The sequence below is a fragment of the Roseateles albus genome, assembly GCF_028595345.1.
Lineage (GTDB): Bacteria > Pseudomonadota > Gammaproteobacteria > Burkholderiales > Burkholderiaceae_C > Paucibacter_A > Paucibacter_A albus.
On record NZ_JAQQXT010000002.1, the window covers coordinates 88,003 to 110,478 of the forward strand.

The following is a 22,476-nucleotide window of genomic DNA, read 5'->3' on the forward strand; positions in this document are numbered from 1 at the left end:
AGCTTGGCTGCTCGACAAAAAGTGCTGGTGGCGCGGCGCATCTTTCCCGACATTGTGGCCAGGCTTGCCGAGTACTTCGACGTCGAGGAGCCGCTCGATGACACGCCCTTGCCGCAGGCCGAGTTGATCCGTCGCCTGCAAGGCAAGGCTGGTCTATTTGCGACCGGCACCGAGCTGATTGACGCGACGCTGCTGGCCGCCTGCCCGGAGCTGCGCGCCGTCTGCCTGATGACGGTGGGCTATAACAATGTTGATCTGGCCGCTTGCAGCGCCCAAGGCGTGCGGGTCACTAACGCGCCGGATGTGCTGACCGAGACCACGGCCGACTTCGGCTTTGGCTTGATGCTGGCGGCGGCGCGGCGCATCACCGAGGCCGAGCATTACCTGCGAGCCGGCCGCTGGGGGCAATGGTCGATTGACCTCTTGGCCGGTGCCGATGTGCATGGCGCGACGCTGGGGATTTTGGGCATGGGCCGCATCGGTCAGGCGATCGCCAAGCGCGGTGCCTTGGGCTTCGGCATGCAGGTGATCTATCACAACCGCAGCCGCTTGGACCCCGAGTTAGAGAAGCCGCTCGGTGCGCAGTGGGTGAGCAAGGACGAGCTGCTGCGGCGCGCCGACCATCTGGTCTTGGTCGTCCCCTATTCACCGCAGGCCCACCATCTGATTGGCGCGCCGGAGCTGGCCTTGATGAAGCCGAGCGCGACTTTGACCAATATCGCGCGTGGCGGCGTCGTCGATGACGCGGCGCTGGCCGAGGCCTTGGCAGCCGGGCGCTTGGCTGCTGCCGGTCTGGACGTCTTCGAGGGCGAGCCGGCCTTGAACCCGGCCCTGCTGGCGCTGAGCAATGTGGTGCTGACGCCGCATATCGCCAGCGCGTCGCTGCCGACGCGCCGCGCGATGTGCAATCTGGCGGTCGACAATCTGATCGCCTTGCTCGGTGGCGGCGAGCCACTGACCGGCTTGAACTGACCTGCTGACGGCCCAGCATGGACAAGTTAACGGCGATGCAGGTCTTTGTGACCGTGGTCGACTGCGGCAGCCAGTCCGCTGCGGCCGAGCAGCTCGACCTGTCGCGCCCGGTCGTGTCGCGCTATCTGGCGGAGCTGGAGGCTTGGGCCGGCGCGCGGCTGATGCACCGCACCACCCGCAAACTCAGCCTGACGGCGGCCGGCCATGAGTTGCTGCCGCGTTGCCGTCAGCTGCTGGACTTGAGCGCCGATATGCAGGCCGCTGTGACCTTGCCCGACAGGGCGCCGCAAGGTCTGCTGCGGCTGACGGCCAGCAGCTCTTTTGGTCAGGCGCAACTGGCCAGAGTAGTGGCGGAGTTTGTGGCGCTGTACCCGGCCGTGTCCGTCGATCTGGTCTTGCTGGACCGCGCGGTCAATCTGGTCGAGGAGCGCATCGACCTGGGTGTGCGCATCAGCAATGAGCTGGACCCGAATTTGATCGCACGCCGCTTGTCGGTTTGCCGCTCGGTGGTCTGCGCGGCGCCGTCCTATTTGGAAAAACGCGGCCGCCCGCAAGGTTTGGAAGCGCTGAGCCAGCACAACTGCCTGAGCCATTTCTACTATGGAAAAAGCCTCTGGACCTTCGAGCGCGAGGGCGCGCCCGAGGCGCTTGCCAGCAGCGTCAATGTCAGCGTGAATGTCAAAGGCAATGTCAGCGCCAATGATGCCGGCGCGCTGCTGCAAGCCGCCTTGGCCGGCGCGGGCGTGGCGATTTTGCCGACCTATCTGGCAGGAGAGCATTTGCGCGCAGGACGCTTGCTCGCGCTGCTGCCCGATTTGAAGCCGACCGAGTTGAGCATTTATGCGGTCTACGCTTCGCGCAAGAATATGTCGACGGCCCTACGCGTGATGTTGGATTTTCTGGCCGAGCAGTTCCCGCCCGAGCCCTTGTGGGATAGTCAGTGAACCGCCAACCCTAAGCAGCCAATTCATCGCATGAACGATTCATCCAAACCCGACTCTTCGACCTACACGCCGCCCAAGGTGTGGACCTGGAACAAGGAAAATGGCGGCCAGTTCGCCAGCATCAATCGCCCCATTGCCGGCCCCACGCATGAGAAAGAGTTGCCGGTTGGCCGCCACCCGCTGCAGCTTTATTCGCTGGCCACGCCCAATGGCGTCAAGGTCACGGTGATGCTGGAGGAGTTGCTGGCGCTGGGGCATAGCGGCGCCGAGTACGACGCCTGGTTGATCCGTATCAACGACGGGGATCAGTTCGGCAGCGGCTTTGTCGGCGTCAACCCTAACTCCAAGATCCCAGCGCTGCTGGACCGCAGCGGGGAGCAGCCGATTCGTGTTTTTGAATCCGGCGCGATTCTCTTGCACCTGGCTGAAAAGTTTGGCGCCTTGCTACCCAAGGACGCGGCCGGCAGGGCCGAATGCCTGTCTTGGCTGTTCTGGCAGATGGGCAGTGCGCCCTATCTGGGTGGCGGCTTCGGGCATTTTTATGCCTATGCGCCGAGCAAGATGGAATACCCGATCGACCGCTTTGCGATGGAGGTCAAGCGCCAGCTTGACGTGCTGGACCGGCGTTTGGCCGAAAGTCCCTATCTGGCCGGCAGCGAATACACGATTGCCGATATCGCGGTCTGGCCCTGGTATGGCGCCTTGGCCGAAGGCTTGCTTTACAACGCCGGCGAGTTCCTGCAGGTCGAGAGTTATGCGAACGTGCAGCGCTGGGCCAAGCAAATCGCCCAGCGCCCAGCGGTGCAGCGCGGCCGCATGGTCAACCGCACCTGGGGTGAGGCGTCCAGCCAGCTGTGGGAGCGCCATGCAGCGAGCGATTTTGAGAGCCAGACGCAGAACAAGATCGGCAAGCCGGGCTGAAGGATCAGGGCTGTTTGCCCGCGACCAGCAATTGCACGGTCAAGGGCAGGGCCTGTTCATATTGCTGATCGAGCGCCATGGGCTGGCCTTGTTGCTGGGCGGGAATCTTGTCGAAGCTGCGCCCTAGCGCCACTTGCAAGGCGCTCAGCGGCGCCAATTTCGGCTCGCCGTTCTGGTCCGCCAGCGTGATGCCTATCCAGCGTCCTGCTTGATCGAATACCGGTCCACCACGTGGGGCCAGCGGCAGTTCCACCCCCAAGGCCTGTTGTTGGCTTGCGGCGCTGAGCCGGCCCAAAAAGCCCCGATGCATGGCCGGCCAAGCCGCTTGCGCCGAGGGTGTGGCCAGATAGGCGAAGGCGGTGGCCGGGCTGCCGGCAAAGGCATCGCGCGGCGCACGCGTCAGGGCCGAATGTGCGGTGGGCAAAGGCGCGTCCAAACTCAGCAGAGCCAGCCCCAGTGCGTCAAAGCTTTGCACCAGGCGGGCGGCACTGGCCTGGCCCAGGCCGTTGCGCACCCAGAGCTGAGCGTCTGCCTGGCTGGGCTGCCAGGGCACCAAAGCGAGCCGGCCGGCGTCAAGCAAAAGCCCGCTGCCCAGCGCTTGCGCATGGGCGGGAACGGGCGCGCCAATGGCCAGCGGGCCGGGGCGAATGGCGGCGGCTTGCGGGGCTGGCTCGGCCGCAGCCGCCGGCTCCGCAAGAGGCAGTTGCCGCTGCATCGCCAACAGGGTCGGCTCTAGGGGCAGGCGCTTCAGGCCGGCCTCCAGCATGCGCTTGGCTTCGGCCCGCTGCTCGCCCAAGGCCAGCATCCAGGCATAGAGCGCTAAAGCCTCGGGCTCATGGATATGAGCGCCGGCGGTGTGCGAGGCGAACATCAAGGCCGAGCGGTAATCGCCGGCCTGCATTTGTGCCTGCAAGAGCAGCAACTCGGTGTCGGCCGAATGGCTGATCATTGCGGCTGCGTCGAGTCGCCGCTGTGCGGTGTCGCTGTCACCAGCGGCCAGTGCCTTGCGGGCGGCCTGCAGCAGCGCCTGCCGCTCGGGCTCACTTGGCGATTGGGCATGGCCCTGCTGACCCTGCGAATGTTGATGCGGATGTTGATGGGCTTGGGTGCCGCCGCAAACAAAGGTGGCCAGGCTAAAAAATAGCCCGGCCACCTTTGGTTTCCAGCTCGACACCGCCCGCTTGCCATCAAGCGTTGGGCGGCTGTTTTTCATCTCAAGGAGTCTGTGTGATGCGTGGCTTGTTCAGAGCCGCGTTGCCTGGGTTGTAGGCGTTCGCGGCATTCTTGTAGCCGGACAGATAAGCGATCAAGGCATCGATGTCTTGTGCGCCGCCCTGGACATTGCTGCCGCCCAGCAGGACCGTGAAGCCGTCGCCGCCGGTGGCAGTGAAGTTGTTGACCGTGACGCGGTAGGTCTTGGCCGGGTTTTGCACCACGCCGTTGATGACGATGTTGTCCGGTGCGCCGTTTGCAACTGGCGGGTAGACCGTCACATCGGTCGGCGTCAGCGTCACGTTCTGGATCTTGGCGCAAGCAGGTGCTGCGGCGCTCCAGTTGTACTTCAGGCCATTGCTGGCTTGCATCACGCGGTCTGCGGTCTGGCCCTTGCAGCCTTTGAATTGCTGCTCCAGCACGTCCTTGAGTTGCTGCGCTGTCAGCGTCATCGTCACCAGGCTATTGCCGAACGGCTGGACAGTGAACGCGTCGGCGTAGGTCAGCGCATAAGGGTAGCTGGCAGCGGCGGGCTTGACGAAGCCGGGGCTGCGTACGCCGCCGGCATTCATGAAGGCCATCACCGCGCCGCCCAGTGCGGCCGGCTGGGTCGCTTGCAACTGCGCGTCGGCGATCAGATCACCGGCTTCCATTTCGCCGGCGCTGTTGGCGCCATTGCTCAGGCCGGTGGTGATGGTGCCCACCACTTGACCGGCGATCGGAGCGACCGCGTTCTTGTAGGCCTGCACCACGTTCTTGACTTCCGGGTTGTTGGCGATGGCGGTGTTGATGGCGGCGTCGCTGCGGTCCACCAAACGGTTGGTGGCGCTGACGGCCGTAACGTCGCGGCTGACGGGGTCGATGCTCAGATCGACTTCAGTCAAGGCGCGGCCGAAGGCGCTCGAGCTGGTGACCGGGATCAGTCGGCCGGTCTTGTTAGGCAGGCCGGTGGGGCGCGGCGTGCTGACCGCGTTGGCGGCGTTGCTGCCGGTCACGTCGACGGTGTTCTTCGAGCAGTTGTAGGCGGCGTGGGTGTGGCCGCTGATGACCAGATCGACCGCGTTGTCAAAGCGAGCGACGACCTTGGCGATATCGCTGGCGCTGCCGTCCGGGTTCTTGAGATCGTTCAGGCAACCGTTGATGTCGCTGGCGTTGGCGAGGCCGCTGCCGGCCGCCGCGTTCTGGAAGCCACCTTGGTGAATCAACACCACAACGGATTCGATGCCCTGGGCGCGCAGCTTGGGGATCAAGGCATTGACCGAGTCGGCTTCGTCCTTGAAGGCCAGGCCGGCCACGCCGGTGGGGGTGACGATGCCCGGTGTGCCCTTGAGCGTCATGCCGATGAAGGCGACCTTGACGCCACCAAAGCTCTTCACGCCATAAGCCGGCAGCAAGGTGCGGCCGGTGGCGGTTTCGACCACATTGGCCGACAGCCATTTGAACTTGGCGCCGTCAAAAGTGCCCGGTGCCGAGGATCCGAAGCCCTTGCAGCTATTGGCTTCCTGGACGCCGCCGGCGTCCAGTTTGCAGCCGCCGTTTTGCAGTCGGCGCAGCTCGTCCTTCCCCTTGTCGAATTCGTGGTTGCCCACCGACGAGAAATCAACGCCGATCTTGTTCAGCGTCTCCACCGCAGGCTCGTCAAAGAACAGCGCCGAGATCAGCGGCGAGGCGCCGATGAAGTCGCCCGCACCGACGACGACGGTGTTGGGGTTGCTGGCCTTCATCTTGGCCACGTAGGCAGCCAGATATTCGGCGCCGCCGACGGCGGGGCGCTGGGCGCTAGGGATGGTGGTGTTCTTGCCGAAGGTGCCGGGAGTTTCCAGCGTGCCGTGGTAGTCATTGAAGCCGATGATTTTGACGCTGATGGGGCTAGGGCCCGCGGTGACGGCTTGCGCCGCGTTCAGGCCAAAAGCGGCCACCAAGGCCAGCAGCAGAGGACGTGTTTTAAACATGGTGATGTGCCTTTTGAATGCGGGGTGGCTTACTTGCTGGCTTTGCGGCGCAGGGCCAGCGACAGCAGCGACAGGCCGGCCAGCAGGCTGGCCAGGGTCGTCGGCTCGGGCACGGCTGAAACGGTCAGTTGCAGGCCGCCGGTGGTCACATTCATCGGGCTGCCGGCGAGCTGGACCGACCTGGATAGATAGCCACTGATGTCGTAGTTGCCGGCTTGCAGCGTGTAGACGCCGCGGCTGAAGCTCGGGTTGGCCAAGGCGATGTTGAAGTCAGCCACGGAGCTGCCTTCCAGCAAGGGGTCGCCGTCAACGCCGACGCTGGTTTCGCCGAGTGCGGCGCCCTTGTTCGTGACAATGAAGCGATCGCCGGAAATGCCGCTGTCCAGCACGGTCAAGCTGCCGACAAAGCCGGCGGCGATCGTGAACGTGAAGTGAGCCGTGCTGGCATCGTCAAAGCCAAGCAGCCAGTCGAGGCTGTTCGGGCTGTTGACCGGGGTCAGGTCGGCATTGACCAGGAATTCGGTCCAGCTGCCGTCGGCTGCCAAGGTGGCTGCGTGGGCGGAGCTCAGGCCGGCAGCCAGCGTGAATGCGCTCAAAGCGCCGACCGCAACGGCGCGGGAGAAGAATTTGCTTGTCATGATCTAGTCCAGGATGGATGAGGGCCACCGTCAAAAAACAATGCTGACGGAACGGCGCGATCCTGCCTGTGCGGGGTGACTAGGGTGTGAACCTGCTTGGGCCCAAGCAGGTCAAACGGATCATGGCTTCGTTTTATTGAGCAAGGCAGTCGGCACGAACGCACTTGGTCGCTCGGCATTGACCAGCAAGGTCAATTGGCCTTTGGCCCGCGTCGCGGCGACGTAAAAGAGGTTCCTTTCACCGACCGGCTCGGCCTGGGCATCGGGGAACACGCCCTGGGTCAAAAAGGGCAGCAAGACATGCTCAAACTCCAGACCTTTGACATGGGCTGCGCTGGCCAGCGTGATGGTGGGGCGGCTCTTGTGTTTGTGCGAGAACACCTTACCCTCGGCGCGCGCGGCCACTCGCTGCGCCTGCGCCTCGTCCAGCGCTTGCAGTGATTGGAAGAAGTCGAGCGCGCTGCGATGCTCGGCGGAGGCGGCCAGCAGACCCTTCATATGGCGGCCCAGCTCGTCCCGGCGCTCCTTCTCGACGAAGACGTCGCGGCCAAACTTGGCCATCTCCAGCGCGGCCAGGAATGCGGCGAAGTCCGCGCCTTGCTGCACCACAGCCAAGGCCTTTTGCAGCCGCTGTTTAACCGGTTTGGGCGCCCAGTCGAGGATGTGCTGGTTGAAGATCTTGGCGAGCACTTGCTCGCTGTCGGCCGCGGCGGCTCTGGCTTCGCGCATAAAGGCATCGGCGGATTGATAGTCGGGATCATCCGCCTTCAGCGGCGGCGTTTGCGTCATCTCGAATAAGGCGTCCGGGATCAAGCGCCGTGTCTCGGCCCCGCCCAGCGTGTCGAGCCGGCCGCTGGCAATCGCATAGACGCTGCGCACGAACAGTACCTCGGGTCTGCGCAGGTAACTGACAAAACCCATGCATTGATAGGCGATGCCTTGGGCGTGCAAGGCGTTCTCCAGCAGCACCGATTGCGATTCATGGCGCAGCAGCACCGCGCAGTCGCTATAGACATCGTCCTTGCGTTGCTCGCTGCGCCAAGTCTGCAAGGCGCTGACGACGGCCGCAGCGGTTGTCGGCTGCGCCGGGCCGTCGCAGCTGAGCATGCGCAGTTCGGTCTGGCGCAGCTGCTGCGCCGCAATCGGTTTAGCAGCGAGCTTGGCCATCCAGCCCGCCAGCTTGTCGCCGTAGCGAAAACTCAGGGACAGCGGCAGGCGCTGCAGGCGCCGGCCGAGCTCCGCGTCGAGCGCGCGGCTCATGAAGCGGGCGTCGGCACCGAAATGTTGGTGGATCACCTGATCGCGGTCGCCAACGCCGCAAAAATACACTTCGGGTCTGTGCAGCAGCGCGCGCAACAAGGTGAACATCGCCTCATTGCAGTCATGCATCTCGTCGACAAAGATGCCGTCGAACTGGCCCAGCGGAAGCTCCTCGGGGCTGTCGATGCTGTCCGAGCGCAAGAGCCGGGCGAGGTCATAGGTGGCGTCCAGTGGCATGCGGAAATTGGCCTGCTCATAGCCCGAGTCCAGGCGCAGATGTTCATAGGCGCGCAGTACCCGCAGCAGGCTGTAGTCCAGGCCCAACTCATCGGCCGCATAGTCGGGGCTGTCCAGTCCCTGTTCGGACGGGTTCAGCTCCAGAGCCAAGCGCCCCTTGATGCTTTGGATGCGGCGCAAAAAATCGCCCACATAGGACTCGGCGCCGTAGGACGGCAGCACGAGGTCTTCGGCATGACGCTCCAGCGGGTTGTTGGCCACCGCCTCGATGGCGCTCCAGACATAGGCCCGAGCCTGCTCGGCACTGTGCAGCTGGCGCACCGGCGGCACAGCCCTATCGCCTTGCACGCGTTCGACCTGCTGGAGCACGCTGGCCGCATAGGCATCAAAGGTCTCGACGCGGACCTGCTTGTGCATCAGGCTGTCGCCGGCCACCAACTGCAGGGCGCGGCGCAGAGCCAGGCAGGCGGTGGGCGTGAAGGTCAGTGCCAGCATGCGGCGCGGTGCGGCGCCGCGCGCCAGGACTTCGCAGATGCGCAGGGCCAGCGAGGTGGTCTTGGCGGTGCCGGCCGCCGCCTCGATCAAGATCGAATGCTCACCCGAGGCCTGTATGTCTTCTTGCTCGGCAGTGATGGTGATGGCTTGCGTGCGAAAGCGCAGAGCGCCGGGTAAGGACATGAGTGAGCCTGGTCAGGAGCATGCAGAGTCAGGCATTTTGCTTGAGGATCTTTTTTCAGGTCCCGGTGATGCCTTGTGGCTGTTTGAACATGCCCGTCGGGTCGACCCGGGCCTTGATCTGTTTGAGCCGGGCCTGATTGCTGCTGTAATAGGCCTCTTCGGGGTTTGTGATCAGCGCATCCAGATAGTTCTGGTAGGCGCGCCCGCTGCTCCAGGGCCGCAAGGTTTGGCGCATGCCGTACGCCCATTGCTCACCGTCGTTGAGCTCGCTGCCGGATGTTGCTGGGCTGTATTCGGCGTAGTACTGGGCGCTGAACAAGGCTTGGCGGTGTACAAAAGCAGTCGCATCAGAGGCCACGCGGCCGATGGCGCCACCCATCAGATTCATGATGACAGTGCCGGGGCGGCCGGCACTGCGACGCGCCAGCACGGCCGCGCTCAAGGCGGCGGCCATGCCTTGCGGATCGGTCAGGCTGTCAAAAAAGTCCGAGCTGGCCGCCATCGCGACGCGACCCAGCAGCCCGGCTGAATTTTGACTCGGCAGATGGCATTGCGCCGGGCTCAAACTGGTGCAAGCGCCCAGCATCACCTCGCGGTAGCTGCGCGGCGTTTGCAAGCTGCTCAAGGCTGGGCGGCCGATCTTGGCAAGCAAGCTCTGCCAATGCGGACGCAAGGCCGGCTCGTCGCCGATGCTGAAGCCCCAGAGATGGCAGCCTGAGGGCGAGACAACGAGTTGCGACCAGATTTGATCCGGCATGGTCTTGGGCCATTCGCTCCAAGCCGCCAGCACGGCCGGCAAATCGACCAAGGCGAAGTCGGCCGCAAACTGCTGCAAGGGCGTCACGGCATGGGTTTGAAACGTGAACTCGCTGACGATGCCGAAATTGCCGCCGCCGCCGCCACGCAAGGCCCAGAACAGGTCGGTGTTTTGACTGTCGCTGCAGAGCAGCTCGGCGCCGTCTGCCGTGATCACGCGAGCGCTACGCAGCACGTCGCATGTCAGGCCGTAAGCCCGGTCTATCACCCCGAAGCCGCCGCCTTGGGTGATGCCGGCTATACCGACCGACACGCAGCTGCCGGAAGGAATGCAGCGGCCCTGCGCGATCAAACTCTCGTACACATCGGCCAGCTTGGCGCCGGCGCCGACGATGGCTAAATCGCCTTCCAGACGCACACTGTCCATCGCGCCGACGTCGATGATGAGGCCGCTGCCGGTCGAGTTACCGATATAGCTGTGGCCGCCGCCGCGCGGCACGACGGCGATGCTGAGGCGGCGCGCGAAGGCCAAGCCGGCCTGGATATCGGCCGAGCCGGCGCAGCGTATCAAGGCTTGCGGCAGCAAGGCGTCGTAGCGCGCATTGGCGGGGCGGCGCAGGCGCTCATAGTCGGCGTGGCCTGGGCGGATCAACACTCCTTTGAGCTGTGTGCCCAGCGCCTCCCATTCGCTGGCGGACGGGCCGCCGCTGGGGGAGGGCGGAGCAGGAGCCGGTGCTGGAGCGGGCGGCGGTGCTGGGCTAGAAGCATCCCCCGATCCGCCGCCACAAGCCGCCAGCATGGCAGCCATGGGGGTAGCCGAGCCGTACTGAAGAAAACGTCGTCGATCCATTTCTGCCACTTGTCTGCCCCTTGCCCGCTGATTCAGTCGGATCGATTTACTTTGGCCCGATCAGGGCAGGCACCGCTTGGCGCAACTCTTTCTCTATCATCCGCTCCAAAGTGTCGACCTTGTCCTCCGGGCTCAGGGCTTGCCAGGGATCAAAGCCATCTTTGCTGCGGGCCGACCCGATGGTCTGCGAACTGCTGATCGTTTGCTGCTGCAAAACTTGCGCATTGGACAAGTCAACCAGGCTCAGTTGCAAATAGGTGTACGGCGCCAGGAAGCCCTGGCCGCTTTCCAGGGTGTCGGTGTTGTACATGCGCTTTTGGCGGTCGATGTAGAAGCCAATGCCCTCCAGTCGGCCGCTGCCCACGGCACCCTGGGTGGTCGCGAGCTTGGCGTCCTGTCGGTTACGCGTCAGCAGCAATAAATGGCTGGCGCCGTCCTTCTTCATCGCCTCCACCAAGTTCGGCGGCAGCAGCAGCTTGTTTCCGTCGAACAAGGCCCAAGGGTCGCCGAATAAATCGATCGACGGTGAGCGGTAGAGCAAGACTTCGCCTGGCCCTTTGAGTTCTTTGACGCTGGCCTGTATGGTGCGCAGCGCGGTGACGTCGAATGGCGCGTCCGGAATTGCGGCCGATTGCTTGATATTGCGGTCCAACTTGCTGCCGACCGTGGTTTGAAACGTCACGACATTGATGGAGTCACCGATCAAGGACAGCGCAGCAAACTTTGTCTCCGGCGAGGCCGCCTGGGCTAGCTGGCCCAGAAAGCCCTCGCCCAGGACGGTCGCCGCGGCCAGTGCCAGCAAGAGATTCCTGCGTTTCATCCAATCCCCCTGTGTTGCATTTTTGGTTTGACGTCATGAGTCGACGTTAGGGAGGATTGTTTCTCAAGACCCTCGCCACTTTGGGCAGGGAATGCCCTCGGGTCTGCTGCACGCACGCTTCATGCTGTTCGGGCCTGGAACAGCTGAGACAATCAGGGCATGAGTGTTTTCGAAGCGATGAGCTTGGCGGCCCTGAGCCTGCTGGTGCTGGGCATGTTTTTGCTCTGGCTGCAAATGCGCCGGATGGCGAGTGAGGGCAGAGCAGACGCCGAATTGCTGCCCATCCTGCAACAAGCCAACGAGCGCTTGGAACGCGAACTGCGTGACGAGCTGACGCGCAGTGCTGGCGCCACGCGCCAAGAATTGCAGCAAAGCCTAGCGCGCTTTCAGCAAGCCCTCAGCAGCGGTCTGGCCGGCAGCAGCCAAGCGCAGACCGTGCAGGCCTTGGCCGCCCGCGAGGCGCAGGACCTGGCCGCGCAGCGCCAAACGCAAACCCTTGCCGAGAGCTTGCGGGCACTGGCCCAGACCGTCGAGCAGCGCCTGAGCCTGATCCAGCAAGACAACGAGAAAAAGCTCGAGCAGATGCGTGCCACCGTCGACGAAAAACTGCATGCGACGCTGGAGCAGCGCCTGGGCGAGAGCTTCAAGCAAGTGGCCGAGCGCCTGGAGCAGGTGCATAAAGGCCTGGGCGAGATGCAGGGCCTAGCCCGTGATGTGGGCAGCCTGAGCCGGGTGCTCAACAACGTCAAGACGCGCGGCATTTTTGGCGAGGTGCAGTTGCAGGGCTTGCTGGAGCAGGTCTTCACGCCCGAGCAGTACGCGGCCAATGTGGCGACCATCCCCGGCAGCAGCGAGCGGGTCGAGTTCGCTATTCGCTTGCCGGGTCAGCGCAGCGATGGCGTCGCCCTGTGGTTGCCGATCGACGCCAAATTTCCGCGCGAAGACTACGAGCGTTTGCTCGATGCGCAGGATCGCGCCGACGCCGTGGGTGTTGAGCAATCGAGCAAGGCGATAGAGACGCGGCTGCGTGCCGAGGCCAGAAGCATCCGGGACAAATACGTCGCGCCGCCGCACACCACCGACTTTGGGCTTCTGTTTGTGCCGACCGAAGGGCTTTACGCGGAGGCGCTGCGCCGGCCCGGTTTGTTGGAGGCGCTGCAGCGTGAATTCAAAGTGATGCTGGTAGGCCCGACTACTTTATTGGCCACCTTGACCAGCTTGCAGATGGGCTTTCGCACGCTGGCGCTGGAGCAGCGTTCGGCCGAGGTTTGGGAGGTGCTGGGCGCGGTCAAGACCGAGTTCGGCAAGTTCGGCGAGGTCTTGGCCAAGACCAAGAAGAAGCTTGACGAGGCCAGCAACAGCATCGACCTGGCCGAGACCCGCACGCGGGTGATGACGAGGAAGCTCAAAGATGTGGAGGCGCTGCCGGATGAGGCGGCATTGGCCCTGCTTAAATTGGCAGGCAGTCCCCTTGATGATGACGAAGCCGACGAGGCCAGGTCTTGACTAAGCCCAGCCCGGCCGCCAATTTGCGCCGCGCTTTCCCCTGGTTGATCGCCGGTCTCATTTCCTTGCATGCCTGCATGGCGGTGACGCGTGTTGCCGCCAGCCTATGGGTCTTGCATCAAGGCCATGGTGAATGGGCGGTCGGGGTTTTATTGAGCCTGTTCGCGGTGGCGCCGATGTTGTTGGCGATGTGGGCGGGGCGGCAAGCCGACCGGTATGGCCTGCACCGACCCGTCGGCATCGCGGTGCTGATGGCGCTGTTTGGCGCCCTGGTGGCTCTGGCGGGGCAGGGCCTGTGGACGATAGGGCTGAGCTGCTTCCTCGCCGGCGGCGCGCTCAGCGTGGCGGCGGTGGCGATGCAGCGTGAGGCGGGCCAGATGGCCGACGAGCCCTCCGAGCTCAAACGCGTGTTCGGTTGGATGGCCTTGGGGCCGGCGATGTCGAATGCCTTGGCCCCGGTAGCGGCCGGCGTGTTGATCGACTATGTGAGCTTCCGGGCCGCTTTTGGCTTGGCTGTCCTCTTGCCGGTGCTGGCCTGGGTGTTCATCACCAAGCTGCCCCGCCACACGCCGAAAGCCCAGAGTGCGGCCAGTCGTGCCAAGCCGGCCTGGGATCTGCTGCGCCAACCGGCGCTGCGCTACTTGCTATTGATGAACGTGGTGCTGGCTGCGGCCTGGGATGCGCACAGCTTTGTGGTGCCGGTGATCGGCCACGCCAAGGGGCTGAGTGCGTCCAGCATTGGTTTCGTGCTGGCCTCGTTTGCTGTGGCCGCGATGGCCGTGCGCCTGGCCATCATCCGCTGGTCCAAACAGTTGGATGAGGTCAAGGCCTTGCGTGCGGCGATGCTGATGGCCGCCGCCACCTTGGCCGTCTACGCCTGGTTGCCCGGCACGCCGGGGCTGATGTTGGGCTCGGCTCTGCTAGGCCTGGCGCTGGGCTCGGTGCAGCCGATGGTGATGGCCATGCTGCACCAGGTCACGCCGGCCGACCGCCACGGTCAGGCCTTGGGCCTGCGCATGGTGGCCACCAACGGCGCGACGGTGGCGATGCCGGTCGGTTTTGGTTTGCTGGCCGCTGCCAGCGTCAGCGCCGCACCCCTGTGGTTGATGGCGGGCTTGTTGCTGCTGGCGCAATGGCCTGCGGCAAGGCTAACGCGCCATCAAAACGGTGAGTCTTGAAATCGCTGTTCAGTGCGACATAAGCACCGGCACCGTCATCGAATGCAGCATCGAGCGCGTGACGCCGCCCAGCACCAGTTCCCACAGCCGGGTCAGGCCGTAGCCGCCCATCACGATCAGGTCGCTGTCGCTGTCGGCCGCGTGTGACAACAAGGCCTCGGCGACCGAGGCGTCCGGCATAAAGGACGACATCAGGCGTTCGCCCAGCGAGGGCTCGCGTTGATGCAAGACCTTGAGCGTGCACTCGATGCCGTGCAGGCGTAGATAGGCTTGCGGGCGCAGCAGAGGCTCGGGCCCGAGCTCGGCGCTTTCTGAAAAACGCACCAGCTCGATATGTTTGGCGCGCTGCAAGAAAGGCAGGGCGTCGCGCAAGGCGCGGGCGCTTTCGCGTTTGTCAGTCCAGGCCACCAGCACGCGCTCGCCGCAGCGCGCCAGCGGCGTGTCATTGACATAGGGGACGAACAAAATCGGGCAGCCGCCGGAGACCAGCAAGCGGCCTATCAGGCCGTCGGCCGAGCCGTCCGGCACCTGCGGGTCTTGTTGGCTCATGACCAGCAAATCGCAGTTGCGTGCAATCTGCACCATGGCCTCGGCGGAGTCGCCCATCTCGCTGCGAAAACTGATGTCGGCGCCGGCCGCTTTGACCAACTCGGCAGCACGCTGCACGCGGCGCTGATCTTCGCCCTCATGCAGGTCCAGCGCCAAGCTGGCGGCTTCGGGCGAGAGATAGGCGCCGGTATTGCTGGGTGCAACCGCATGTACCGCCGCCAAGTGCGCGCCCAAGGCCTGCGCAAAACGCTGCGCCAGCGCCACCACCTGGGCCGAGCGCGGCTTGTCATTGACATGCACCACCATGGACTTGATCTTGCTGCTCGCTGCCATCTCATCCTCCAAACATTGAACTGGGGAGGCGCTCATGCTAACGCGAGCCGACAAGGGCGGGCCGAGCTATTTGGAAACGGCCGCCAAGGCCAAGCCCAATTCACTCTCATCAAAGGGTTTGGATAAGTAGCCGGCCGGCGCGGTGAGTTGGGCGCGGGCGAGGCTGTCGGCGCCGCTGAAGGCGCTCAAAAACAAGCAGGGAATGTCGAACTGGTCGCGAATGACTTGGGCGGCGCTGATGCCGTCCATGCTGCTGGCCAGGTGGACGTCCATCATGACCAAATCGGGGCGCAATTGCCCGGCCAGTTCGATCGCTTGCTCGCCGGATTTGGCATGGCCCACCGGCTCGGCCCCGAGGTCGCGCAATTGCTCGGCGATGTCCATGGCGACGATCAGTTCATCTTCCACCACCAGAACCTTGAGTTTGCTCACAAACTACTCCTGGCTAAATTGATCTCAAGTGCAGCCGGCTTCTCGGGTGCGAAATCTACCGTAAATTCCGCCGCCGGCCCAGCCCCAATCAGCAATATGCCGCCCATTTGCGTCGCCAGGCTGCCCACCAGTTGCAGACCCAGGGATTTGCCCTGTCGGGCATCAAAGTCGCTAGGCAAACCCGCGCCGTTGTCGCTGACACGCAAGCTCCACAGCGCGCTGTCGGGCTTGGGCGCCAGTTGAATGCGGATTTCACCCGCGCGACCATCGGAAAAACCATGTTTGAGGCAATTCGAGACCAACTCCGTAAGCAGCAAGCCACAGGCTGTGGCTTGGTCAAGCCCGACTTGCAGGCTTTGGGCCTGCACATGCAGTTGCAGCAGGCCGTCTTCGACTTGCAAATTCTTCAAGCTCTGGCTGGCGACTTGGCGGATATGGGTGCCCAGATCGATGGCGGCGAAGGTGCCGCTGCGATAAATGGTTTCGTGCAACAAGGACATCGAGCGTATGCGCGCCTGCATGTCTTTGAGCACGGTTTTGGTGGCCGCACTCTCGCTGCGCCGGGCTTCCATCCGCAAAAGACTGGTGATCACCTGCAGATTGTTTTTGACGCGGTGGTGAACTTCCAGCAGTAGCGCGGTTTTGTCTTGCAGCGATCGCTGCAATTGCGCTTCGATCAGCTTGAGCTGGGTGATTGAGCTGTGTGAGATCACCGCGCCGCCAGCGTCTCGACTCAGCGGCGTGACGTTCATGGCGAACCAGCGTTGTTCGGTGGGTGAGTCGCAGGGGTACTCAAGATTGAAGCTGCGCTTGCTGCCGTTGAGCACGGCTGCGATGCCGGCATGGGCCTCCAAAGGGCTGCTATCCGAGGCTTGCGCTGGATCACCCGTGCCGCGGCAACTGTCCAGGTAGCAGTGCCCGATGCTGCCATTCTTGGGACCGCCATTTGCTTCGGCGAACTGCCGCCAAGGCTGATTGACCGCAATGATGATGCCCTCGCGATCCAGCACCGCAATCTCGGCGGCCACAGAATTCAAAACGGCCAGATTGAATGCTTCGCTTTCTCTCAGCGCCTTTTCGGCCTTCTTCAGTTCTGAGATGTCCAGCACTAAGGCCACAAAGCCGCGCACTTCACCGTCGACCTTGTGCGCAATGTACTGCGCCCAGGTGTAGCCAATCTCACCGTTAGCGCGGGTCAGCTGTCGCTCGAATTGTTGATTCTCACCCGCTAAAACAGCGCGGATATGGGGTTCGTTGTTTCCGAATAGTTCGGGTCCAAGCAGCTCTTGCATGCTCAGCCCCAGCATTTGCTGCTGGCTGCGTTTGAACCAGGTCAGGTACTCCTTGTTGGCGAAGCTGCAGCGCAGGTCGCGGGTCCAATAGCCCAACATGCCGGGCACATGGTCGGACAGCGCTTGGGCAATTTGCCGCGCCTCTTGAAGCGCCAGCACGGCCCGTTGCTCAGCGATGAGTTGCCGGCGCAGGCGGAATATCCACAGCGCGGCGCCAATCAGCACAAGCGTCAAAGCCACCAGCAGCCAGGCAAGCGAGGCGATGTTGATGGGCTGATCAAGACTCACTCCACCTCCGGTGCCCGCCGAAGCTCTGGGCATGTTGAGTTGCTTGGCTTTTGGGGGCTCACTCTAGCATCGCGGCTGGGAGCTGGGCTTCTGAGTTTGCCGTGAATATTGCAGCTACTGTTGCTGCTGCATGCGCAGGCGCCGCGCCGAGTCTTCATCACGGGCGTCGTCGATTTCACGCATCACGCCGCGCAAGTCGACTGGCCGGTTCTGGTGCACGAAGCGGCCTGTCAGCCTGGCGTCGGGCGTCAGCGTGCCGCGCTCGAACAAGGCCCAGATCTCATGGCCGAAGTCGCTGTGCAGCAAGTCGGGTGCGAACTGTCCGAAGAAATTACGCAGATTCTCAACGTCACGCAAGAGCATCCGTTTAGCGTGGTTGTTACCTGCCGCGTCGACCGCTTGCGGCAGGTCAATGATGACCGGGCCGTCCGCCGCCAGCAAGATGTTGAACTCCGATAAGTCGCCATGCACGATGCCGGCGCAGAGCATGCGCACCACTTCCTGCACCAGCGTGGCGTGATGCTTGAAGGCTTGCTGCGGCGTGAACTGCACATCGTTCAGGCGCGGTGCGGCCGAGCCGTCGGCGTCGGTGACCAACTCCATCAAGAGCACGCCCTCGAAGAAGTTGAAGGGCTTGGGCACCCGCACGCCGGCACCGGCCAGTCGGTAGAGGGCATCGACCTCGGCGCTTTGCCAGGCTTCTTCTTGCTTCTCGCGGCCGAACTTGCTGCCCTTGGCCATGGCACGGGCCTCGCGGCTGTTCTTGACCTTGCGGTTCTCGGTGTAGTCGACCGCCTGGCGGAAGCTGCGCTGGGTGGCTTCCTTATAGACCTTGGCGCAGCGGGTTTCGCCGCCGCACTGGACGACGAACACTTGCGCCTCTTTGCCGCTCATCAATTGGCGCGATACGCCGTCGATCAGGCCTTCGTCGAGCAGGGACTGCAATCTTTTCGGTGTCTTCATAGGTGAGCGATTGTCGGGGCTGGCTGGCCTTGCAAAAAAAGCAGCCTGCATTCTTGCCTCAGAATGCCGGACATTGATGAAAACTCATTGCAGATCAGGGCTAACTATGTTGCGTATTCCCTTCCGATTGTCGGGTGTTTTGTTGGCGCTGGTCTTGGCGCAAGTGCTCGCGCCGAACTCGGTGGAGGCCAAGGCATCGCAGCCCAAGACCAGCATCGCGGCACAAGCAAACGCAACAACACATACGGCCAACAAGACGGCTCAGCAGCCCGTTTTCGTGCGCGAGTTGGGCGGTATCGCCGAATATCGCTTGCCCAATGGCCTGCAGATTTTGCTTTTCCCCGATGAGGCGCAGAGCACCACGACCGTCAACATCACCTACCGCGTGGGCAGCCGGCATGAGTCGCAGGGCGAGTACGGCATGGCGCATTTGCTGGAGCATCTGGTCTTCAAGGGCACGCCCACGCACCGCGATATCCCCGGTGCCTTTGCCGCCAAGGGCATCCGCTTCAACGGCACGACCACCAATGACCGCACCAATTACTTTGCCTCCTTCAACGCCAACCCCGACACTTTGAACTTCGCGTTAGCTCTTGAAGCCGACCGCATGGTCAATAGCTTCATCGCGCGGGCCGATCTGGACAAGGAAATGAGCGTCGTGCGCAATGAGTTCGAGCGCGGTGAGAACGAGCCGATGCAGGTGCTGTTCCAGCGCGTGCAGGCGGTGGCCTATGACTGGCATCCCTATGGCAATTCGACGATTGGCGCGCGCAGCGATATCGAGAACGTGCCAATCGAGCGGCTGCAGGCCTTTTACAAACGCCATTACAGGCCCGATAACGCGACCATTCTGGTGGCGGGGCGCTTCGATCCCGCCAGCACGCTGGCCAAAATCGCCGAGCATTTTGGCCCGCTGAAGAAGCCCGAGCAGCCCTTGCTGCAGACCTACACACAAGAGCCGGCGCAGGACGGCGAGCGCACAGTGGTGGTGCGGCGCGTTGGCGGCCAGCCCGCCCTGGTCGCCTACTACCATGTGCCGGCGATTGCGCATGCCGATTCGGCGCCGCTGCTGGTGCTGAGCCTGCTGATGTCGATGCCGCCGAGCGGGCAGCTCTACAAGGAGCTGGTCGAAAGCAAGCTGGCGCTGCATGCCGGTTTGGGCGGTCTTGGCGGGCAGGCGCCCGGCGGCATCACGGCTATCGCGATTCCGCCAACTCAAGAGCAGGCCGACAAAGTCGAGAAGCTCTTGCTTGATCTGGTCGAAGGCCGCGCCGGCAAGCCCTTCACCGAGGAGGAATTGCAGCGCGTGCGCGATGTGGCGCTGAACTCTTACCGCGAGCAGATGAAGAACCCGGAAGCGCTGATTCAGCAGATCTCCGGCCTGCTAGGCGCGGGCGACTGGCGCCTGCTGTTTCAGCTGATGGAGGACTTGCCGCGCGTCACCTTGGCCGATGTGGAGCGGGTACGCAAAGCCTATTTGCAGCCGGCCAACCGCACGCTGGGGCGCTATGTGCCGGCCGATGTCGTCACGCGGGTGGAGATTCCGGCAGCGCCGCCGCTCGACCAGCGCTTGGCTGATCTGAAGGGCCCGCCCAAGGTGGAAGAGGGCGAGCGCTTTGACCCCACGCCCGCGAAGCTGCAAGAGCGCACCGTGATGAAGACGCTGCCTAGCGGCATCGTGCTGCAGACCTTGGCCAAGCAAACGCGTGGCAACAATGTGCAAATGCAAATGCAGCTGCGCTGGGGTGAACGCGAGGCCACGTTCGCGCGGCGTGGCACCGGCTGGGTGGGTGAGCTGATGATGGAAGGCAGCGCCGGTCTGAGCAAACAGGCGCTGCAAGACGCCTTGATTCGACTCAAGGCAGGCATGAGCATCAGCGGCGGCGACCAGGGTGCGACCTTGAGCATCACGGCTGAGCAGGGCAGCTTGATCGAGGTCTTGCAGCTGGCTGCTCGCTTGATGCAAGCGCCCGCATTGCCTAACGAGGCATTCGATCGCATCAAGCAAGCCGGCTTGGCCGGTTTGCAGTCATCTCGCCAGGAGCTGGAGGTTTTGCGGCGCGAGGCCGTGCGTGCGCATTACAACCGCGCCCTGGGCGTGCAGCTGGGCCACCCCGACTACCAGCTCAGCCTGGACGAGCAAATCACGCAGCTGCAAGAAACACAGCTGGCCGATGTACGCAGCTTCCACGCTGACTATTGGTCTGCCAACGAGGCGCGTGTGGCGGTGGTGGGTGCGCTGCCGGCCGGCTTAGAAGCGGCCGTCGAGCAGCTCTTCGGTGGCTGGAAGAAGCCGGCCGCCACGCGTTTTGTTCGCCACAGCCCGGCGCATATGGCTATCCCAGCCGCGCGCTTTGACGTGTTGGCGCGCGACAAGGCCAATGCCGCCCTGCGCATGCGCTTGGACTTCAAACTCAGCGAAGCGGACGCCGACTTTGTTCCCTTGAATCTGGCCGTGCAGGTGTTTGGCGCGGGTGGCATGGAAAGCCGTTTGTCGACGCGGGTGCGCCAGCAAGAGGGCTTGAGCTATGGCATCGGCGCCGGCCTGAATGCGCCGTTCTGGGGCAATGATGCGAGCCTGAGCATTGGTGGCAGCTTCGCACCGCAGAACCGCGACGCGGTGATTGCCTTGGTGCAGGACGAGCTGCGCCGCATGAACGAAACCGGCATCAGCGAGGCTGAACTGCAGCGGGCCAAGAAGGACTTGGCCGAAGCGCGGCTGCAGGCACGTGCCAGCGAGGCGCAGTTGGCCGGCACGCTGAATCTGCTGGCCGATCGCAGCAAGGACTGGGCCTATGTCGCCGCCCGCGACGCAGCCATCCAGGCGGCCACGCTGGAACAGGTCAACGCAGCTTGGCGACGCCACATCAAGGCTGAGGGCTTCGTGATCTCGACCGTGGGGGATTTCAAAGACAAGCCTTGATGGGAGCGGCTTTGAGCGCTGCGTTCCAAATAGGTACATTAAGGGCATGTACCAGTTTCGAGTCTTGGCCATTTGCAGCCTTTTGGCCATCACCGGCCCAGGTGGCGAAGTCGCAGCGCACGGGCCCGAGTCCTTGCCCTTGCCCGTGCGCTTGGGTACGCACGATCAGGCCCCTTACGGCAGCTACCAGGCAGACAAATCATTTGACGGCGTGGCCGTGCGGGTCGTGAGCTGTGTGCTCAAACGCATGGGCCGCAGCTATGCGGTGGAGGTCTATCCTTGGGCGCGGGTGCAGTTGATGGCGGAGCGTGGCGAGGTGGACGGCTTCTTCCCCGCGACCTTGCGGCCCGAGCGCTTGGTCTGGGCGCAGGCGACGGATGTGATCGCCGATCAAAAATGGGTGTGGTATTTGCCTGCCGCCAGCAAGCTTGATCCGCTATCGGCCGACTTCAAGGCGACAGCCAGAGTCGGCGCCCATCTCGGCTCCAACCGCTTGAAGATGATCGAGGAACAGAAGTATCAAGTGGTGCTGCGCCCCGCCAGCGACGACATGCTCTTACGTGCCTTTGTGCGCGGCGGCCGCGCCGACGCGATTCTGGGTGGCGATTTGGCCATCGCCATGGCCATGAAGGAGCAGGGCTTGGACCCGAAGTCCTTTCGCACCGTACTGGCCCAAGACAGCCCCTTACATGCCTATTTCGGGCGCAAATTCCTGCTGAGCGAGCCCGATTTTGTCGTGCGCTTCAATGCGCATGTGCCTTTTTGTCGTTGAGTCTGCGACTGATACAAGCGCTGCGGCTGCTTGCTGATCGAATCCAGGAAGACGCGGCGCGGCGCGGATTCATTGGGGTTTGCTGGGGCGAGCATTGGGGTTCGCAGGGCTTGCCCGGCGCAGCTTGAGGGCTGGCAGCGGTTCGGGCTGCAGCGCGGCGGCCGGGTCGACCTTGAATTTATCCAGCATGGCCTTCAGGGCGCGTTGCCCCCGCAATTGCTGCAGGCCTAGCTCCAATTCGTTCAGGAGTCTCTCGGCCCCGGGCCGCCCTGGCACGATGCCGAAGGTCAAAGGAATACTCACCAAGGCCGGCGCCTGCCAAACAAGCTTGCGTACCAACTCACCGTTTGCATCCTGCGCCAGCTGGTGTTCGCCGGTCGCGCGTTCCAGTGCCGCATAGTCAAAGCGTTTGGCCGCCAGTTTCTTCAAATTGTGCAGGTCGCTGAGGGACGGCTCCAAGACCGCCCCGGTCGCGTGCAATTGATCGGGGTAGGTGTAGCCGCGCACGACGCCCACAGTCTGCCCCTTCAACATCTGCCAGTTGCTGATGCCTTGCCCCTGCCACTGTTCGCGCCGCACAAAAAAGCCAAGATGACTGATGAACACTGGCTGCGTGGGCAAGAGGCCCAGCTCGGTCACATCGGTAGGCCAGAGCAGCATCACGCCATCCACCTGCCCTTGGGCAATTTCGCGCGAGATTCGCGCCCAGGGCACCGGTTGGACTTGAATCACATAGCCGCGTGGCTCAAGTGCCGCCCGCAACACCCATTCCATCGCGCCCCCTCCCTCCAGCTTGGGCGAAGAGTAGGGCGGGTATTCGGTGGTCAAAAACCGCAGTTCCGGCGCCGCGAGCGCCGGAGCCAGCTGAGCAAAAGTACCAGCCAAAATCCAGCACAGCAGGCGCCGTGGCTGCCGGAATACTCGCGTACGGCCTGTGCAATCTTGTGGCAAGTCTTCGCTCAATGGGGCACTCCTGCTCGGCCTGCGGTGGCCCGAGTTT

Annotated in this window: 18 protein-coding genes; 7 read left to right on the top strand and 11 right to left on the bottom strand. The window is 63.4% G+C overall.

Annotation, left to right across the window (positions count from 1 at the left end):
• Positions 1-3 precede the first annotated feature (3 nt).
• From PRZ03_RS03400 to yghU, 3 genes are read left to right on the top strand one after another with little or no spacing between them, the layout of a single operon-like run.
• Positions 4-972, top strand: coding sequence for a 2-hydroxyacid dehydrogenase (locus PRZ03_RS03400; RefSeq protein WP_273599035.1), 969 nt, complete (start codon positions 4-6; stop codon positions 970-972).
• A 17-nt stretch (positions 973-989) separates the two neighbouring features.
• Positions 990-1,916 (top strand): LysR family transcriptional regulator, encoded by a 927-nt coding sequence (locus tag PRZ03_RS03405; RefSeq protein ID WP_273599036.1) that lies wholly within the window; start codon positions 990-992, stop codon positions 1,914-1,916.
• 30 nt (positions 1,917-1,946) lie between these two features.
• The gene (yghU, locus tag PRZ03_RS03410) at positions 1,947-2,837 is read left to right on the top strand and encodes a glutathione-dependent disulfide-bond oxidoreductase (protein WP_273599037.1); all 891 of its coding nucleotides are present in this window, start codon (positions 1,947-1,949) and stop codon (positions 2,835-2,837) included.
• A 4-nt stretch (positions 2,838-2,841) separates the two neighbouring features.
• On the opposite strand, the gene PRZ03_RS03415 is transcribed toward yghU, so the two are convergent.
• The 6 genes from PRZ03_RS03415 to PRZ03_RS03440 all read right to left on the bottom strand — a co-directional run bounded on the left by PRZ03_RS03415 (position 2,842) and on the right by PRZ03_RS03440 (position 11,240).
• Positions 2,842-4,050 carry a hypothetical protein gene (locus PRZ03_RS03415; RefSeq protein WP_273599038.1) on the bottom strand — a complete coding sequence of 403 codons (1,209 nt, stop codon included), beginning with the start codon at positions 4,048-4,050 and terminating at the stop codon, positions 2,842-2,844.
• 1 nt (position 4,051) lies between these two features.
• Complete coding sequence (locus PRZ03_RS03420) at positions 4,052-6,001, bottom strand: bifunctional metallophosphatase/5'-nucleotidase (RefSeq protein ID WP_273599039.1); 1,950 nt, start codon at positions 5,999-6,001, stop codon at positions 4,052-4,054.
• Positions 6,002-6,030: 29 nt separating this feature from the next.
• Positions 6,031-6,639 (bottom strand): PEP-CTERM sorting domain-containing protein, encoded by a 609-nt coding sequence (locus PRZ03_RS03425; protein ID WP_273599040.1) that lies wholly within the window; start codon positions 6,637-6,639, stop codon positions 6,031-6,033.
• A 120-nt stretch (positions 6,640-6,759) separates the two neighbouring features.
• Positions 6,760-8,814 carry a UvrD-helicase domain-containing protein gene (locus PRZ03_RS03430; protein WP_273599041.1) on the bottom strand — a complete coding sequence of 685 codons (2,055 nt, stop codon included), beginning with the start codon at positions 8,812-8,814 and terminating at the stop codon, positions 6,760-6,762.
• Positions 8,815-8,869: 55 nt separating this feature from the next.
• Complete coding sequence (locus PRZ03_RS03435; RefSeq protein WP_273599042.1) at positions 8,870-10,420, bottom strand: FAD-dependent oxidoreductase; 1,551 nt, start codon at positions 10,418-10,420, stop codon at positions 8,870-8,872.
• 46 nt (positions 10,421-10,466) lie between these two features.
• Positions 10,467-11,240 carry a hypothetical protein gene (locus PRZ03_RS03440; RefSeq protein ID WP_273599043.1) on the bottom strand — a complete coding sequence of 258 codons (774 nt, stop codon included), beginning with the start codon at positions 11,238-11,240 and terminating at the stop codon, positions 10,467-10,469.
• A 159-nt stretch (positions 11,241-11,399) separates the two neighbouring features.
• Here PRZ03_RS03440 and rmuC point away from each other — a divergent pair, with 159 nt between their 5' ends.
• Positions 11,400-12,746, top strand: a complete 1,347-nt coding sequence (gene rmuC / locus PRZ03_RS03445) for a DNA recombination protein RmuC (RefSeq protein WP_273599044.1) — start codon at positions 11,400-11,402, stop codon at positions 12,744-12,746.
• Positions 12,743-13,924 carry an MFS transporter gene (locus tag PRZ03_RS03450; protein ID WP_273599045.1) on the top strand — a complete coding sequence of 394 codons (1,182 nt, stop codon included), beginning with the start codon at positions 12,743-12,745 and terminating at the stop codon, positions 13,922-13,924. Before rmuC ends, PRZ03_RS03450 begins: the two co-directional genes overlap by 4 nt.
• Before the next feature lie 9 nt (positions 13,925-13,933).
• On the opposite strand, the gene PRZ03_RS03455 is transcribed toward PRZ03_RS03450, so the two are convergent.
• From PRZ03_RS03455 to PRZ03_RS03470, 4 genes are all read right to left on the bottom strand, one after another.
• A complete protein-coding gene (locus PRZ03_RS03455) occupies positions 13,934-14,842 on the bottom strand; it encodes a universal stress protein (RefSeq protein ID WP_273599046.1) in 909 nt (302 codons plus the stop codon).
• A gap of 30 nt (positions 14,843-14,872) precedes the next feature.
• Positions 14,873-15,238, bottom strand: a complete 366-nt coding sequence (locus PRZ03_RS03460) for a response regulator (protein WP_273599047.1) — start codon at positions 15,236-15,238, stop codon at positions 14,873-14,875.
• On the bottom strand, positions 15,235-16,818 hold the full coding sequence (locus PRZ03_RS03465; RefSeq protein WP_273599048.1) for a sensor histidine kinase: 1,584 nt from the start codon (positions 16,816-16,818) through the stop codon (positions 15,235-15,237). The genes PRZ03_RS03460 and PRZ03_RS03465 overlap by 4 nt, the downstream gene beginning before the upstream one ends.
• Before the next feature lie 114 nt (positions 16,819-16,932).
• The gene (locus tag PRZ03_RS03470; RefSeq protein WP_273599049.1) at positions 16,933-17,781 is read right to left on the bottom strand and encodes a PA4780 family RIO1-like protein kinase; all 849 of its coding nucleotides are present in this window, start codon (positions 17,779-17,781) and stop codon (positions 16,933-16,935) included.
• A gap of 106 nt (positions 17,782-17,887) precedes the next feature.
• On the opposite strand from PRZ03_RS03470, the gene PRZ03_RS03475 reads away from it, so the two are divergent.
• Together PRZ03_RS03475 and PRZ03_RS03480 are read left to right on the top strand one after the other, a co-directional pair.
• Positions 17,888-20,704, top strand: a complete 2,817-nt coding sequence (locus tag PRZ03_RS03475) for a M16 family metallopeptidase (protein ID WP_273599050.1) — start codon at positions 17,888-17,890, stop codon at positions 20,702-20,704.
• Between the two features lie 46 nt (positions 20,705-20,750).
• Entirely contained in the window at positions 20,751-21,476 is a 726-nt protein-coding gene (locus PRZ03_RS03480) for a substrate-binding periplasmic protein (RefSeq protein WP_273599051.1), read from the top strand.
• Positions 21,477-21,545: 69 nt separating this feature from the next.
• Here the strand turns inward: PRZ03_RS03480 and PRZ03_RS03485 are convergent, their stop codons facing one another.
• Entirely contained in the window at positions 21,546-22,439 is an 894-nt protein-coding gene (locus PRZ03_RS03485) for a substrate-binding periplasmic protein (RefSeq protein ID WP_273599052.1), read from the bottom strand.
• Between the last annotated feature and the right edge of the window lie 37 nt (positions 22,440-22,476).

Coding starts and splice junctions, on each gene's coding strand:
- PRZ03_RS03405 (WP_273599036.1), top strand. CDS start 990: ATGGACAAGTTAACGGCGATGCAGGTCTTTGTGACCGTGGTCGACTGC.
- yghU (WP_273599037.1), top strand. CDS start 1,947: ATGAACGATTCATCCAAACCCGACTCTTCGACCTACACGCCGCCCAAG.
- PRZ03_RS03415 (WP_273599038.1), bottom strand. CDS start 4,050: ATGAAAAACAGCCGCCCAACGCTTGATGGCAAGCGGGCGGTGTCGAGC.
- PRZ03_RS03420 (WP_273599039.1), bottom strand. CDS start 6,001: ATGTTTAAAACACGTCCTCTGCTGCTGGCCTTGGTGGCCGCTTTTGGC.
- PRZ03_RS03425 (WP_273599040.1), bottom strand. CDS start 6,639: ATGACAAGCAAATTCTTCTCCCGCGCCGTTGCGGTCGGCGCTTTGAGC.
- PRZ03_RS03430 (WP_273599041.1), bottom strand. CDS start 8,814: ATGTCCTTACCCGGCGCTCTGCGCTTTCGCACGCAAGCCATCACCATC.
- PRZ03_RS03435 (WP_273599042.1), bottom strand. CDS start 10,420: ATGGATCGACGACGTTTTCTTCAGTACGGCTCGGCTACCCCCATGGCT.
- PRZ03_RS03440 (WP_273599043.1), bottom strand. CDS start 11,240: ATGAAACGCAGGAATCTCTTGCTGGCACTGGCCGCGGCGACCGTCCTG.
- rmuC (WP_273599044.1), top strand. CDS start 11,400: ATGAGTGTTTTCGAAGCGATGAGCTTGGCGGCCCTGAGCCTGCTGGTG.
- PRZ03_RS03455 (WP_273599046.1), bottom strand. CDS start 14,842: ATGAGCGCCTCCCCAGTTCAATGTTTGGAGGATGAGATGGCAGCGAGC.
- PRZ03_RS03470 (WP_273599049.1), bottom strand. CDS start 17,781: ATGAAGACACCGAAAAGATTGCAGTCCCTGCTCGACGAAGGCCTGATC.
- PRZ03_RS03475 (WP_273599050.1), top strand. CDS start 17,888: ATGTTGCGTATTCCCTTCCGATTGTCGGGTGTTTTGTTGGCGCTGGTC.
- PRZ03_RS03480 (WP_273599051.1), top strand. CDS start 20,751: ATGTACCAGTTTCGAGTCTTGGCCATTTGCAGCCTTTTGGCCATCACC.